Genomic DNA, 12733 nt, shown 5'->3' with positions numbered 1-12733 from the left:
ACAATCTGCGCCTCCCCGCCATGCACGCCCCCGCCATCCACACCCTTTCGCTGCGCGGCTACGGCACCTCGCGCGGCAGCCATGCACACGATCACTTCCAGGTGCTGATCGGCCTCGATGGCGTGCTCGACATCGAGGTCGAAGGCCGGGGCGCGGGCATCGGCGTGGGCGAGGCGCAGGTGGTCGCGCCGGGCGATCGCCACGACTTCGAGGCGCGCGGCCAGGGCAGCGTGTGCCTGGTGCTCGACACCACGCACGCACCGTGGGCCCGCTGCGCCGAGCGCGCACCGGCCGACGTGCCGCAGTTGCACGCGCTGGCATGCTACCTGGCGCACTGCATGAAGCAGCCGCAGCAATCTGCGCTTGCCCTGCAGCACGGCCCCGCGCTGTTGCTGGAGGCGTGGAGCCTCGCGCCTTCGTCCTTGCCGGACACGCGCCGCCGCCGCATCGACTGGCAGGCGCTCGCGGCCTGGGCCCGGACGCGGTGGCACGAGCCGCTGGGTGTTCCCGACCTCGCCGCGGTCGCCTGCCTGAGCCCCAGCCAGTTCGCGCAGCGCTGCCGCGAGGAGCAAGGCGTGAGCGCGATGCACTGGCTGCGCGGGCTGCGGCTGACGCATGCGCGCGAGCTGCGGCTGGACGGCCTGAGCGTCGCGGAAACGGCACGGCGCACGGGCTACCGCTCGCCATCGGCGCTCACTGCCGCGCTGCGCCGCCTGGGCGCCTGACAAGACCGTCGCCACGCGACGATCGGCCGGCGTTGCGCGACGACGCCATCGCTTAGCCTTGCCGGTCATGTCTTCCACCGTCTACGCCCTGCTCGCCATCGCGCTCTGGACCAGCCTTGCCTCGCTCGGCACGGCCTTGTCGCACCTGCCGCCGTTCCTGCTCACGGGGCTTGCGCTCATCGTCGGCAGCGTGCCGAGCTGGCCGCTCGTGCTGCGCGACCGCCGCGCCTGGAAGGTGCCGCCGCGCACGCTGGCGCTCGGCATCTACGGCCTCTTCGGCTATCACTTCCTGCTGTTCATCGCGCTGCGGTATGCGCCCCCGGTCGAAGCCAATCTCGTGAACTACCTGTGGCCGCTGCTCATGGTGGTGCTGGCGCCGGTGCTGCTGCCGCGCATGTCGCTGCGGCCGCTGCACGTGATCGCGGCGCTGCTGGGGTTCGCGGGCGCGGCGATGGCGATCCTCGGCGCACGCAGCGGTGCGGCGCCGGTCGCGGGGGCCGCTGCAACCTATTGGGGCTTCGTGCCTGCGGCGGGCTCGGCCTTCATCTGGGCGAGCTATTCGCTGTGGACCCAGCGCGTGCCGGCGTTCCCGACCTCGGCGATCGGCCTGTTCGGGCTGGTCTCGGGCGCCCTGTCGCTGGGCTGTCACGCACTGCTGGAGCCCTCGGTCGCGCTGTCGGGCAGGGACTGGCTGTTGCTCGCGCTCTGCGGCCTCGGTCCGCTGGGCGCGGCCTTCTTCCTCTGGGACATGGCGCTCAAGCGCGGCGACGCGCGGCAGATCGGCATCCTGAGCTACATCACGCCGCTCGCGTCCACGGCGCTGCTGCTGGCCGTGACGGGCCGCCCGCTCACCTGGAGCATCGCGCTCGCGGCCGCGCTGATCATCGCGGCCGCCGTCATGGGCACTCGTGCGCGCTGACGGCGCGAATCACGCCCGTGTCCGACGGTTCGGCGCGCATTTTCTGGCTAGAGTGGAGGCTCAGAAAAAAGGAGCGAACCCATGGACGACAAGAACAAGAACGACGACTTCGAAATCACGCCCAAGCTGGTGTTCGACCTGAACCTGGCGCTGTACCTGGACCTGGTGGCCGCGCTCGAAGGCGCGGGCGCCATCACCTACCGCCAGATGGCCGCCCGGGTGCTCAACATCAGCATGGACGCCCGCGCCGACGGGGAGACCGGTCTCTCGACGGCACTGGAAGGCATCGCCAAGGGTTTCGCGGGCCACGGCGATGGCCTCTCGATCGAGTTGCTGAAGGCCGCGCGCGGCCTGCGCGAGGACGACGCGATGGGCGACATCCCGATGCGCCCCGCCGACTGAGCCCGGCTATTTGTAGTCGAGCGTGAAGGTGGCGGTGCCGTCGGCGCGGCCCGGCGTCACCTTGTCGCCGGTCTGGTAGTAGCGCGCCGTGTAGGGCAGCACGTAGTCGCCGTCCTTGGAGGGGCCGACCAGCGCCTCGTCGCCGAACTTGACCGGCGCGCTCTGGTTGTCGATCACCTGGATGCCCACGCCGGTCGCGCTGCTGGCGCCGGCCTGCGTGATCTTCAGCACGCCCTGCTCGTTCGACGGGTCCGGCGTCGCATCCATGCGCAGGTAGACGGTGTTCTGCGCGTTCTGCCCGGCCTTGCAGTTGAGCTTGATGTTGAACTTGCGATCGCCCGTGGTACTGCCCTTGCCCTTGAAGTTGCTCTGCGGCACCTTGCCGAACTCCACCGAGATGTTGCGCGACCCCAGGTCCACCGAGCACGAGGGCGTGATGATGGTGATGCCCTCGCCCGAGAGGATGGTGGTCAGTACCGACTTGCTGTCCGCCAGGCTGTAGTACTGCGTGTAGGTGCCCTGCGCGAGCGGGCCGTTGCCCGTGACGGTCGCGATCTTGAAGAGCTCGACCTGGAAGCGCGATGCGGCGTTGAAATCGCCGAAGTCGGTCGTGGTCGAGCGGTCGTGCGGGTAGTAGTTGACGGCCGTCTGGTCGAAATAGCGCGACAGCCGGATGCCCACGCCGGGCACCGCGGTGGTGAACACGTGGTCGTAGCCCGGCACCTCGGTGCCCTGCAGCATCACACCCTTCACATTGCCCCCGCCCGTGCAGGTCCATGGCTTGTTGGTCGTGCCGGAGAGAGGCAGCGGGAAGAGCTGGCTCTTGAACATGGTGCCGACCGCCGCGTCGTTCGGAATGAGCACGCGGCCCATCGCCATGTTGACCGTCTTCTCGATGTAGCCCGGCGTGACGGTGCATGCCGCCCACGCACCTTGCGCACCAAGCACAAGCACAAGCGCGAGGGCCGGCACGGCCAGACGCACGGAATGGCGCATGGCGTTCATCGCGCGGAATGGATGGCTGCGGGTCATTCCGCTCCCTTCGGTTGCACGTCGGCCGGCACTGCAGCAGCGGCACATTGGCCGCTCAGTTCGCGGATCGGCGGCGGGTTCTTTTCATCGGGCAGGCTGTAGGGCACGACGCACTGGTCGGTCTTGCCCTGGCCCCACCGCACGGTGAGTTGGCCGCTGGTGCCCGCGCCGGTCACGAAGGCCTGGCCGTCGGGGCCGACGATGCCGACCTCCTGGCCCGCCTCGTTCTCGATCCTGGAGCCCAGCGGCAGCATGCCGCCCTTGCGGTCGGTGAGCACCATCAGCAGGCGGAAGCCCACCGAGGTCTCGAATCTGGCGACCACCACGGCGCCGCGCGTGGGCACCACTTCGGTGGCGGCGTTCTTCACTTCCACCGTGTCGCCCAGGTCGCCGGTGCGGATGGCCAGGCGGTTCAGGCGGTACGGCGTGAGGTTGGGAATGATCGCGTTGCCGGCCCAGTCGGTCGCCACGCCGGGCTGCGACTCGAAGCCCACGCCGGAGGCCTTGGGCGCCTGCACCAGCGCCACGGTCTCGCCGAGCGGCTGCGACATCGTGACGCCGCCGCCGTGGATCAGCACGCCGCCCGACACGCCGAAGGTGCTCTGGCCGTAGCCGCGGCCCTGCGAATGGCCGACGTCGAAGCGGCCCACGGACGACAGGTAGCTCGCGCTCGCGCTGCCGCTGCTGCCGCCGCCCTGGTTGGCCGCGCCGGCAGTCATGTTGTAGGTCAGGCGGCTGTCGTCGAAGGCCGAGCCGTAGACGCTGGCCTGCTGGTTGACGCGGCCGGTGCTGTCGCGGGTGACCGCGTACTGCGCGCTGGCGTGGGTGTCGCCCAGCGGAATGCTCAGCGTGAACATCACCTGGCGCACGGCCGGCCGGTTCAGGCTGGTGGTGTAGTTGTAGAAGACGCTGTAGCCGAACTGCTTGTAGTTGCCCGAGTAGCCCAGCTGCACCAGCCGGTCCTTCGCGCTGGTGCCCCAGTAGCTCTGCTGGCGCGCGGACGCGAACACCGTGCCCAGGTCGCCGACCTGCTGCGAGACCTCGAAGCGCACTTCGTTGCGGCGGCTGTTGAACGACTCGAAGGGCCGCAGGTCCTGCATCTGCACCGCCTCCTGGAAGGTGCGGTAGCCGCTGGTCGAGTAGCGGTAGCCCGCCACGCGGAAGTTGGTGCCCGAGGTGAGGAATGCCTTCGAGTAGAGGAAGCGCACCGACTGCCCGTCGTAGGTCTTCACGCCGTTGACCGGCGTGCGGTCGGTGGTGCGCGCGCTCGAGAGGTCGACCGACACCGCGCCGAAATCGCGCAGGTTCTTGCCCACGCCGGCGAGCAGCGACTGGTACATGTTCGCCATCAGGAGGCCGCCGTAGAGCGAGAACTCGTTGCCGAGGCCGCGCGCGAGCGTCGCCTGCATGAAGACCGGCTGCGAGAGCGAGGGCCGCACGCCCAGCACGGTGGTGCCGTCGTAGCCGTTGCGGTACCTGCCGATGGTGGCCGAGTAGCGCCAGGTGCCTTCGCGCAACAGCGTGGGCACGGCCGAGAAGGCCTGCGTGTACCTGGTCTGGCGGCCATCGGCTTCGGCGATGGTCACCTCCAGGTCGCCGCTCGATGCCGTCGGGTACAGGTCGTCGATCACGAACGGTCCCGGCGCCACGAAGGTGCTGTAGATCACGTAGCCGTTCTGCCGCACGGTGACGCGCGCGTTGGTCTGCGCCACGCCGCGGATGGTGGGTGCGTAGCCCTGCTGGCTGTCGGGCAGCATCGCGTCGTCCGAGGACAGCTGCACGCCGCGGAACGGCAGGCTGTCGAAGAAGTTGCCCGGCGTGTTGCCGTCGCCGATCAGGAGGCGTCCGTTGATCGAGGCGATGTCGCGCTGCATGTAGGTGTTGATGCCCTGCCAGCGGCTCTTGCCGTCGATGCCGCGGTTGTAGGTCGAGAAATGGCGAAGGCGCCAGTCGCCGAAATTGAAGCCCGCGCGCAGGCCCGCGAACAGGGTGTTGCGCTGCAGGGTCTTGTCGCGCTCGGCGAAGGGGTTGCCGTCGAACACGTTCTGCGGCGGCGCGAAGGGGTTGGCGTCGTTGCGGTAGTTGTTGCCGCTGTAGCGCGCGAAGTTCAGCTGGTAGTCCAGCATGCCGGCGGTGATGCCCTTGTCCCACTTCTCGGGACCGACCGCGCCGCGCGCCGAGCGCTTGAGCGCCGCCTGCGGAATGCTCACGAACAGGCGCTGCTTGCCGGCGTCGTAGGTCACGGCCGCATCGGGAATGACCTTGGTCAGGTCGATGCAGGCCTCGTCCGTGGCGCTTGCCAGTTCGGGGAACACCGCCACGTTGACGCCCCAGGCGTCGAGCATGCCGCGCGTGAGGCAGGGCTCGGCGTCGTGCTTGCCGTCCCTGGCGGCGAAGCGGATCTCGATCTGTCCCGCGCCGCGCTCGTTGAGCGACACGTCGACCATGTACTTGCCCGCGAGCACGCGGTTGCCGAAGGAGAAGAGCGAAAGATCCGCGTGCGGCTGGTCGCCGCCGATGCCGAGGAATTCCTCGTTGAAGTTGGAGCCGGCCAATTGCTGCGGTTGCTGCGGTTGCTCCTGCGCATGGCCGGGCGTGCCGAGCGCGCCCAGCAGGGCAGCGCACAGGGTCAGCCGGAACGGCGCGTGGAGAGCGGGTGGGCGGCGCATGGCGGGTCGTCTCTGTCGTTTCAGCGCTTGACGCCGTCTGCGGAGGGTGCGGAGGGTGCGGAAGCCGCGGGCGGGGGAACCAGCTCCGCCTTCACCGCCACGGGTTCGGCACCTGCCGGCACCTGCACGCGTTCTTCAGGCGTCTCGCCGCCGTAGTCGTTGAGCGTGGTGTAGTTGACCTGGATCGCCTGCGGCGTCTTCACCGCGCTCAGCGGGTACGACATCTCGCCGAAGGGCGGCACCATGTCGGCGTTGATCAGTTGCTGGCCGCTGTTGATGTTCAGCGCGGTGAAGGTCACGTGGTAGGCCGTGGGGTTGCCGACCTTCAGCACGGCGCCCTGCTCCTGGGCGCCGGCGCTCACCGCCCACTTGAGCTGGGCGCGCGATTCCTCGGACTTGCCCGCAAGGCTTGCGGGCCGGTAGAACAGCTTGATGCGGCTGCGCACCGCGATCTGCAGCACGTTCTCTTCCTTCGACTTCTCGGGAATCTCCTTGACGTTGAGCCAGAAGACCGATTCGCGGTCGGCCGGCAACTCGCCCTGCACACGCATGATGCGCAGGATGTTTTCCATGCCCGGGTCCAGCCGCGAGAGCGGCGGCGTGACCAGCAGCGGGGTCTTGTTCTTGCCTTCGCCCGCATCGATCCAGGACTGGACCACGTAGGGCGAGGTGCCGGTGTTCTTCACCGGAATGGAGGCCTCGCGGGCCTTCTCGCCGAGGATGACGCGGGTGCCACCGAGCATCACGCCCGCGCTGGCCAGCCCCGGGAGGCCCAGCATCAGCAGGATGGCGAAAGCCCGGCGGAAGCGATGGTTGCTGCACATAAAAAGAATCCTTGGGCGCGGGTCAGACGCATGGAACACGCGCGCCCCGACGCGGCGGTGCGCATCGGAGCACCGTCGAAAAAGGCGAAAAAGGCGAAAAAGGCGAAAAAGAAAGAAATGCCGGCGCCGGGGGACGCGAGGAGGTCCGGGCGCGGCGCAGGCATGGGCGGCATCGCCGGCCGGCCCGAAGCGGCAATGCGCTCCGGCCGGCCGCGGCAATGCCGCGGGCGCTACTTACTTGTACGCGACCGTGAACTGCGCGACCGAGTTGGCCGGGCCGACCGTCACGGCCGTCTTCGTTGCAACGTAGGCAGCCTGGAACTTCAGCGAGTTGTCACCCAGGCCCAGGGTGTAGACACCGGACGGCGAGCCGAGCGGGATCTTGGTCGCGGCGGAGTCACCCATTTCGATCGCCACGCCCGAAGCGGCACCCACACCCACCTGGCCGGCGTTGGCCAGGCGCAGGTTGGTGGCGTCGTCCAGGTCGGCCGTGCCCGAGAAGGTCACGGTTGCGCCCTTGGCGGTGGCGCCGCAGCCCAGCAGGTCGATGTTGAACTTGGCGGGGGTGGCCTTCTTGCCGACCAGCGCGGTGCCGGCGGTGGGGCCGTCGAATGCGGTGCGCGAGACCTTGCCGAGCGGCACGGTCAGGTTCTGGCTGTTGGGCGAAATCGAGCAAGGCGCGTCGACGATTTCACCGGTGAAATTGATGGTGCCGTCGGCGGCGAAAGCGCCTTGCGACAGCACGCCGGCCACGGCCAGCGCTGCGAACTTGACGAGTACAGACTTTTGCATTTTTGCGTTCCCTGGGATTTTGAAATTACCGAATTGCGACCTGCCTGATGCAGGGCAGGCCGCAGTCTAGTTACCCGAAGACGCAAGTTAAACCGCTGTTGTCGTTAGTTCACCGTAGTTAACAGTGTTGATCGAATGTTCGTGACATAGACACGAACGTTAACAACCGGAAACTACTCTGCCGCAACCTGCAGCACCAGCTTGCCGAAGTTTTCGCCGCTGAACAGCCGGTTGAGCGCTTCGGGGAAGGTGTCGATCCCCGAAACCACGTCTTCCTTGCTCTTCATGCGGCCATCCTTCAGGTAGCCGGCAAGTTCCGCGATGGCAATGTGATAACGGTCGGCATAGTCGAACACCACGATGCCTTCCATCCGCGCCCGGTTCACCAGCAGGCTCAGGTAGTTCTTCGGACCAGCGCCCGGCATGCTGTTGGCGTTGTTGTACTGGCTGATGGCGCCGCAGATGATCACCCGGGCCTTGCGCGCGAGCCGTGCCAGCACCGCATCGAGGATCTCGCCGCCGACGTTGTCGAAGTAGATGTCCACGCCCTTCGGGCAATGCGCCTTGAGGCCTTCGCGCACGGCACCCGCGCCGGCCTTGTAGTCGATGCAGGCGTCGAAGCCCAGCTCCTTGACCACCCAGTCGCACTTGGCCGCGCCGCCGGCGATGCCGACCACGTGGCAGCCCTTGAGCTTGGCGAGCTGGCCCACCGTCTGCCCGACGGCGCCGGCCGCGCCGGAGATGACGACCGTTTCTCCCGCCTTGGGCTGGCCCACGTCCATGAGGCCGAAGTAGCCGGTCATGCCAGGCATGCCCAGCACGTTGAGCCACTGGGTGATCGTGCCCACGCGCAGGTCGATCTTGACCAGCCCGTTGCGCTTGACCTGGTCTTGCGGGATCAGGATGTATTCCTGCACGCCCAGCGTGCCGTAGACCGTGTCGCCCACGGCGAACTGCGGGTTCTTCGAGGCGATGACGCGGCCGACGCCGCCCGCGCGCATCACCTCGTCGATGGCCACGGGGGCGATGTAGCTCTTGGCGTCGTTGAGCCAGCCGCGCATCGCGGGGTCCAGCGACAGCGACAGCGTCTTGACCAGCACCCCGCCCTCGGCCGGCTCGCCCACGGGCTCGGTGGTGAACTTCCAGTTCTCGCGGGTGGCCGTGCCCTCGGGGCGCTTGGCGAGGCGGACCTGGTGGTTGGTGAGTGAGCTGCTCATGGTGTCTCCTTGATTGACGGGCGCGGTGGGCGCGATGGACGCGACAGGTCCGGCGGACGCGGGTTGGAGGCGCATCGTAGCCGCGCCCCTCGCGCCTGCTGGTAGCGCAGGCGACAGGGCCCGCACCAAGGAAGAAACTCAGAGCCGCACGACGATCTGCAGGCCCGGATTGGCGTTCCGCACGGTCAGCGTGCCGCCGTGCGCCTCGGCGACCAGCCGGCACAGGTACATGCCCAGGCCGACGCCGCCGGTGGCGCGCGCGCGGGCGCCGTCGGTGCGGTAGAAGGGCTCGGTCAGCCGCCCGAGCTGTGCTTCGTCGACACCCGGGCCGAAGTCGCGCACCTCCAGTTCCACGCCCTGCACCCGGCCGTCCACCACCGCGCGCAGCGACACGCACGGCGGCCGGGGCGCCTCGGTGCTGTAGCGCATGGCGTTGTCCAGCAGGTTGCGCACCAAAAGGCGGATGCGCATGCGGTCGATCGAATGCGGCGGCAGGCCTTCGGCCAGGTCCAGGTACACGTTCTGGGCACCGGGCATCTCGGCCACGATCTGGCGCACGAGCACGGCCAGGTCGACCGGCTCGCGCTGCAGCGCGGCATGCGGGCTCGCCAGGCGTTCGCTTTCGAGCAGGTCGCTGATCAGGTCGCGCATCTCGTTGAGGTCGCGCAGCAGCGCCTCGCGCTCGGCCTGGCCCTCGGGCGTGGCGGGCAGCAGCTCGGCATTGAGCCGGGCGCGCGTGAGCGGCGAACGCAGCTCGTGGCTCAGCGCCAGCAGCAGGCCGCGCTTGGCATCGAGCATGGCCTGGATGTCGTCGGCCATGGTGTTGATGCGCTGCGCGAGGTCGCCCAGGTCGTCGTTGCGGCGCACCGGAATCGGCTCGGTGAACTCGCCGCGTCCGAAGCGCTGCGCGCCTTCGCGGATGTCGATCAGCGGCCGCAGCAGGCGGCTCACGTAGGCATAGCCCAGCAGCACGCACGACAGCAGCAGGCCCAGCGTGGCCCAGCCGGTCGCACGCGGCGCGAGCTGCCAGAGCTTGGGCGCCCAGCCGAAGATGACGCGGTGGCCATCGGCCGTCGGGCGGATGAACCATTTCTCGCCGCCGAACACATCCTCGCGGTCGTGCATCCAGCCGCCGGGGCTGTTGCTGCCGCCCGGGTTGGAGTCCCAGTTGACGGTGGGGCCGACGATGCGGATCGTGATCGGCAGCCGCCCCACCAGCGCCTGCGCGCGCGTCACGTCGGGCGGCGTGCCGATCTCGGCGACGAGGCGGTCGGCGTAGTCCACCAGCATCGGCTTGGCGGCCTCGGCCCAGCCGGTGGAAAACGCCTTCTTCATGCCGCCCATGAAGACGCCGGCCATCACCAGCGCCAGCAGCACGAACATCATCACCAGACGGATGCGCAGCGACCGGCGCCAGCGGCGCTTGCCCTGCACTTTTTCGTGCCACTGGGCGTGCCATTGCTTGCGCATTTCGGCGCGGCGGCAGGCCATCTGGCGCCACGCTTCGCGGTGGTCCCGTCCGCCGAACCTCATGCAGGCTCGCTGCGTGCGACGGCCAGCGCGTAGCCGGCATTGCGCAGCGTCTTGATGCAATCCAGCGGCTCCAGCTTCTTGCGCAGGCGGCTCACCACGATGTCGACGGCCCGGGTGTAGAGCTCGGCCTCGTGGCCGCGCAGGCGGTTCAGGATGTCGTCGCGGCTGAAGACCTTGCCGGGCTCGGCCGCCAGCAGCGCGAGCAGTTCGAACTCGGTGCCGGTGAGCTCCACGCGCTCGCCATGGCGCAGCACCTGGCGCCGGTCCAGGTCGATCGAGAGTCCGTCGAACACGCGCAGCTGCGTGCCGTTGTTGCCATTGCCGTTCGCCGCCACCGGCGTGCTGCGCTGGCGCCGCAGGATGGTCTGCACCCGCGCCACCAGTTCGCGCGGCTCGAAGGGCTTGGGCACGTAGTCGTCGGCGCCCAGCTCCAGGCCCACCACGCGGTCCATCACCTCGCCGCGGGCGGTGAGCATGACGATGGGGATGTCGCTCTCCTTGCGGATCTCGCGGCACAGCGCAAAGCCGTCCATCTCGGGCAGCATCACATCCAGGATGGCCGCGTCGTACTGGCCGGCGCGCAGCTTGGCGAGGCCCTCGCTCGGTCGCACGGCGCTCTCCAGCGTGCAGCCGAAGCGGGCGAAGTAGGTGGTCAGCGGCGCGGCGAGGTGTTCGTCGTCGTCGATCAGCAGGATGCGCGGCATGGCGGGATTGTGCCTCCTGGCAAACATGTGGCGAATGACTTCGCTGGCCATCAGACCGGTCGGCATCGCACCGCCACGGTCAGGCCCGTCACGAGCACGGCGAGCAGCAGCGCGTGAAAGACGACGTCGGGCACCGTGTGCGGACCGACGCCGAGCACGATGGTGAAAAGGCCGACCAGCGTGCCGGCGAGCGCGAAGCCCTGGCCGAAGATCGCGGCCCCCCGCGCGTGCGCGGGGCGCAGCCAGGTCTCCACCGAGGCGAGCACCAGCACGGTGGCGATCACCGCCTCGGCGATGCGGGCCTGCGGATGGGCGTAGCCCGTCACGAGCAGGCCGGCGTGCACCGTGGACGCGATGCCGAGCGTGAGCGCCTCGGCCAGCATCCAGGCGCGTGCCACCTGCGGGCGCAGCACGGGGGCCGTGTCGTTCATCGTCACCATGGATCGGCGCGGCCGATGCGGCCCAGGTGCGTGAGGCCGAAGCCCGAGGCGTACTTCAGGCCGTAGCCCAGGGCGCGGTCCAGGCCGAGGTGCGTGAACCAGATCAGCGCGCCGGCCACGGCCCACGGCATTGCCGCGAGCGCCCCGAGCACGAGCAGCGCGACGGGGCCTACGTACGAATGCGCCGCGTTGTAGAGCGCCGCGCCCACGCGCGGGCCCGCCAGGTAGCCGAGCAGCGACAGGTCGGGCACGAGGAGCCAGAGCGCGAACACGCCCCAGCCGAGGCCGAACTGCGTGTAGGCGGCCAGCGCCGCGGCCAGCACGACGGCGCCTTCGAGGCGCAGCAGCGTGCGAACGCCGCCTGCGGCCGCGTTCGGCGCGTCAGCCGCGGGCGCGACCCGCGTCGCCCATGGCACAGCGGCCGGCGCACGCTGCGTCACGAGCCCGTGCGCGGAGACCGACTCAGCCATGACGACTCCAGCGGCGGCCGCCGCGGTCCATGAAATCGCGGACCTTTTGTTGCTGGGCGGCGTTCAGGCTGTCGTAGAAGTCGGCGGCGGCGGCGATGATTTCGGGGCTGCCGTTGCGCACCGCGGTCGTCTTCTCGTCGATGAGCCGCGTGGCACCCGCCTGGTCGAGCTTGTTGCCCGCGAACAGCGCCTTGAACTGCGAGCGCGGATCGCCCGCGCCACCCGCGCCGCGCATGGCTTCACGCTGTGCCTGCAGCTTCTCGGCGAGCGCGGTGAGCTTCTGCTTTTGCGAGGCGTCGAGCTCGAGCTTGCTGCCCACGCGCTCGACCATCTTGCCGCGGAACTCGGCGCTGTCGCCGCCCCAGCCGTGGCGTTGTCCTGCACAGCCGGCGATGCTGCCAGCCACCATCGCTGCGCCGGCGAAACCGAAGAGAGTGCGCTTGATCCAGTGTTTCATGAGACGTCCTTGTGTTGTCGGAAGAAGAGGAAGCTCGATGGTGCGATTTGCTCGCTCCGAAGTCCTCTCGGCGCGGTTTCGGCGTGTTTCGTTTTATTGCGACGGGCGAGGCAACAGCGCGAGGCGGGTCGCTTTGTTGCTCAGAGCTTGCTGCTGTTGCTGCGCGCGGCTTCGGCGCGTGCATCAACGGGGTTCTGCATGGTCGAGATGACCTTGCTGTTCACGCGCGAGCCCGAGGACACGTTCTGGTCCGGCGCGGCGGCGGTGCGCACGGCTTCGGCCACGACGCGCGAGCGGTCGGTCGAGACCGCCACGGTTTCGGCGCCGCGCGAGCCGCGCACGATGTTCTGGTTCGGGGCCGAGGCGGTGCGCACGGCTTCGGCGCCGACCTCGGCGCGGCTCTTGGCCGACACGGCCGATTGCACGCCGTCATAGCTCTCGGCCTTGGCGCCCGCAGCAGCGAGCATGACGAACGAGCCGACGGCGATGATCTGGGTCAGGGAGAGGGAGAGGGAGAGGGACTTCATGATGCAAACCTTTCAGGGGGTT

14 protein-coding genes are annotated in these 12733 nt (G+C 69.0%); 3 read left to right on the top strand and 11 right to left on the bottom strand.

All coding sequences use genetic code 11. The annotated features are described in order from the left end of the window. Positions 1–20 precede the first annotated feature (20 nt). The 3 genes from BM133_RS33890 to BM133_RS33880 all read left to right on the top strand — a co-directional run bounded on the left by BM133_RS33890 (position 21) and on the right by BM133_RS33880 (position 2046). Entirely contained in the window at positions 21–725 is a 705-nt protein-coding gene (locus BM133_RS33890) for a helix-turn-helix transcriptional regulator (RefSeq protein ID WP_093443862.1), read from the top strand. 67 nt (positions 726–792) lie between these two features. After that, positions 793–1644, top strand: coding sequence for a DMT family transporter (locus BM133_RS33885; RefSeq protein WP_093443860.1), 852 nt, complete (start codon positions 793–795; stop codon positions 1642–1644). Positions 1645–1725: 81 nt separating this feature from the next. Next, positions 1726–2046, top strand: a complete 321-nt coding sequence (locus tag BM133_RS33880) for a hypothetical protein (RefSeq protein ID WP_093443858.1) — start codon at positions 1726–1728, stop codon at positions 2044–2046. A gap of 6 nt (positions 2047–2052) precedes the next feature. Here BM133_RS33880 and BM133_RS33875 read toward each other — a convergent pair whose 3' ends face one another. The 11 genes from BM133_RS33875 to BM133_RS33825 all read right to left on the bottom strand — a co-directional run bounded on the left by BM133_RS33875 (position 2053) and on the right by BM133_RS33825 (position 12711). Further along, a complete protein-coding gene (locus tag BM133_RS33875; protein ID WP_093443856.1) occupies positions 2053–3078 on the bottom strand; it encodes a fimbrial protein in 1026 nt (341 codons plus the stop codon). Continuing rightward, entirely contained in the window at positions 3075–5747 is a 2673-nt protein-coding gene (locus tag BM133_RS33870; RefSeq protein WP_093443854.1) for a fimbria/pilus outer membrane usher protein, read from the bottom strand. Before BM133_RS33870 ends, BM133_RS33875 begins: the two co-directional genes overlap by 4 nt. A 20-nt stretch (positions 5748–5767) precedes the next feature. Continuing rightward, entirely contained in the window at positions 5768–6571 is an 804-nt protein-coding gene (locus BM133_RS33865; protein WP_093443852.1) for a fimbrial biogenesis chaperone, read from the bottom strand. Between the two features lie 234 nt (positions 6572–6805). After that, on the bottom strand, positions 6806–7363 hold the full coding sequence (locus BM133_RS33860; protein WP_093443850.1) for a fimbrial protein: 558 nt from the start codon (positions 7361–7363) through the stop codon (positions 6806–6808). Between the two features lie 173 nt (positions 7364–7536). Next, positions 7537–8580, bottom strand: a complete 1044-nt coding sequence (locus BM133_RS33855) for an NADP-dependent oxidoreductase (RefSeq protein ID WP_093443848.1) — start codon at positions 8578–8580, stop codon at positions 7537–7539. Positions 8581–8718: 138 nt separating this feature from the next. Beyond that, positions 8719–10113 carry a HAMP domain-containing sensor histidine kinase gene (locus BM133_RS33850; RefSeq protein WP_093443846.1) on the bottom strand — a complete coding sequence of 465 codons (1395 nt, stop codon included), beginning with the start codon at positions 10111–10113 and terminating at the stop codon, positions 8719–8721. Beyond that, a complete protein-coding gene (locus tag BM133_RS33845; RefSeq protein ID WP_177225038.1) occupies positions 10110–10817 on the bottom strand; it encodes a response regulator transcription factor in 708 nt (235 codons plus the stop codon). Before BM133_RS33845 ends, BM133_RS33850 begins: the two co-directional genes overlap by 4 nt. A 50-nt stretch (positions 10818–10867) precedes the next feature. Then, positions 10868–11248 (bottom strand): hypothetical protein, encoded by a 381-nt coding sequence (locus tag BM133_RS33840; protein ID WP_256219446.1) that lies wholly within the window; start codon positions 11246–11248, stop codon positions 10868–10870. Between the two features lie 2 nt (positions 11249–11250). Then, on the bottom strand, positions 11251–11727 hold the full coding sequence (locus BM133_RS33835) for a DUF4260 domain-containing protein (protein WP_256219445.1): 477 nt from the start codon (positions 11725–11727) through the stop codon (positions 11251–11253). Continuing rightward, positions 11720–12184 carry a Spy/CpxP family protein refolding chaperone gene (locus BM133_RS33830; protein ID WP_093443842.1) on the bottom strand — a complete coding sequence of 155 codons (465 nt, stop codon included), beginning with the start codon at positions 12182–12184 and terminating at the stop codon, positions 11720–11722. Before BM133_RS33830 ends, BM133_RS33835 begins: the two co-directional genes overlap by 8 nt. 140 nt (positions 12185–12324) lie before the next feature. After that, positions 12325–12711: a DUF4148 domain-containing protein gene (locus BM133_RS33825; RefSeq protein WP_093443840.1), complete on the bottom strand. Its 387-nt coding sequence runs from the start codon at positions 12709–12711 to the stop codon at positions 12325–12327. Positions 12712–12733 lie beyond the last annotated feature (22 nt).

Source organism: Variovorax sp. 770b2 (assembly GCF_900115685.1).
Classification (GTDB): domain Bacteria; phylum Pseudomonadota; class Gammaproteobacteria; order Burkholderiales; family Burkholderiaceae_C; genus Variovorax.
Note: the sequence above shows the minus strand (reverse complement) of the source record. Positions and strands in the feature narration are given on the sequence as shown.

Bases quoted from the DNA above. Each gene is read 5' to 3' on its own strand.
- BM133_RS33840 (WP_256219446.1), bottom strand. From the start codon at position 11,248: ATGAACGACACGGCCCCCGTGCTGCGCCCGCAGGTGGCACGCGCCTGG.
- BM133_RS33850 (WP_093443846.1), bottom strand. From the start codon at position 10,113: ATGAGGTTCGGCGGACGGGACCACCGCGAAGCGTGGCGCCAGATGGCC.
- BM133_RS33870 (WP_093443854.1), bottom strand. From the start codon at position 5,747: ATGCGCCGCCCACCCGCTCTCCACGCGCCGTTCCGGCTGACCCTGTGC.
- BM133_RS33825 (WP_093443840.1), bottom strand. From the start codon at position 12,711: ATGAAGTCCCTCTCCCTCTCCCTCTCCCTGACCCAGATCATCGCCGTC.
- BM133_RS33875 (WP_093443856.1), bottom strand. From the start codon at position 3,078: ATGACCCGCAGCCATCCATTCCGCGCGATGAACGCCATGCGCCATTCC.
- BM133_RS33860 (WP_093443850.1), bottom strand. From the start codon at position 7,363: ATGCAAAAGTCTGTACTCGTCAAGTTCGCAGCGCTGGCCGTGGCCGGC.
- BM133_RS33835 (WP_256219445.1), bottom strand. From the start codon at position 11,727: ATGGCTGAGTCGGTCTCCGCGCACGGGCTCGTGACGCAGCGTGCGCCG.
- BM133_RS33880 (WP_093443858.1), top strand. From the start codon at position 1,726: ATGGACGACAAGAACAAGAACGACGACTTCGAAATCACGCCCAAGCTG.
- BM133_RS33890 (WP_093443862.1), top strand. From the start codon at position 21: ATGCACGCCCCCGCCATCCACACCCTTTCGCTGCGCGGCTACGGCACC.
- BM133_RS33865 (WP_093443852.1), bottom strand. From the start codon at position 6,571: ATGTGCAGCAACCATCGCTTCCGCCGGGCTTTCGCCATCCTGCTGATG.
- BM133_RS33855 (WP_093443848.1), bottom strand. From the start codon at position 8,580: ATGAGCAGCTCACTCACCAACCACCAGGTCCGCCTCGCCAAGCGCCCC.
- BM133_RS33830 (WP_093443842.1), bottom strand. From the start codon at position 12,184: ATGAAACACTGGATCAAGCGCACTCTCTTCGGTTTCGCCGGCGCAGCG.
- BM133_RS33845 (WP_177225038.1), bottom strand. From the start codon at position 10,817: ATGCCGCGCATCCTGCTGATCGACGACGACGAACACCTCGCCGCGCCG.
- BM133_RS33885 (WP_093443860.1), top strand. From the start codon at position 793: ATGTCTTCCACCGTCTACGCCCTGCTCGCCATCGCGCTCTGGACCAGC.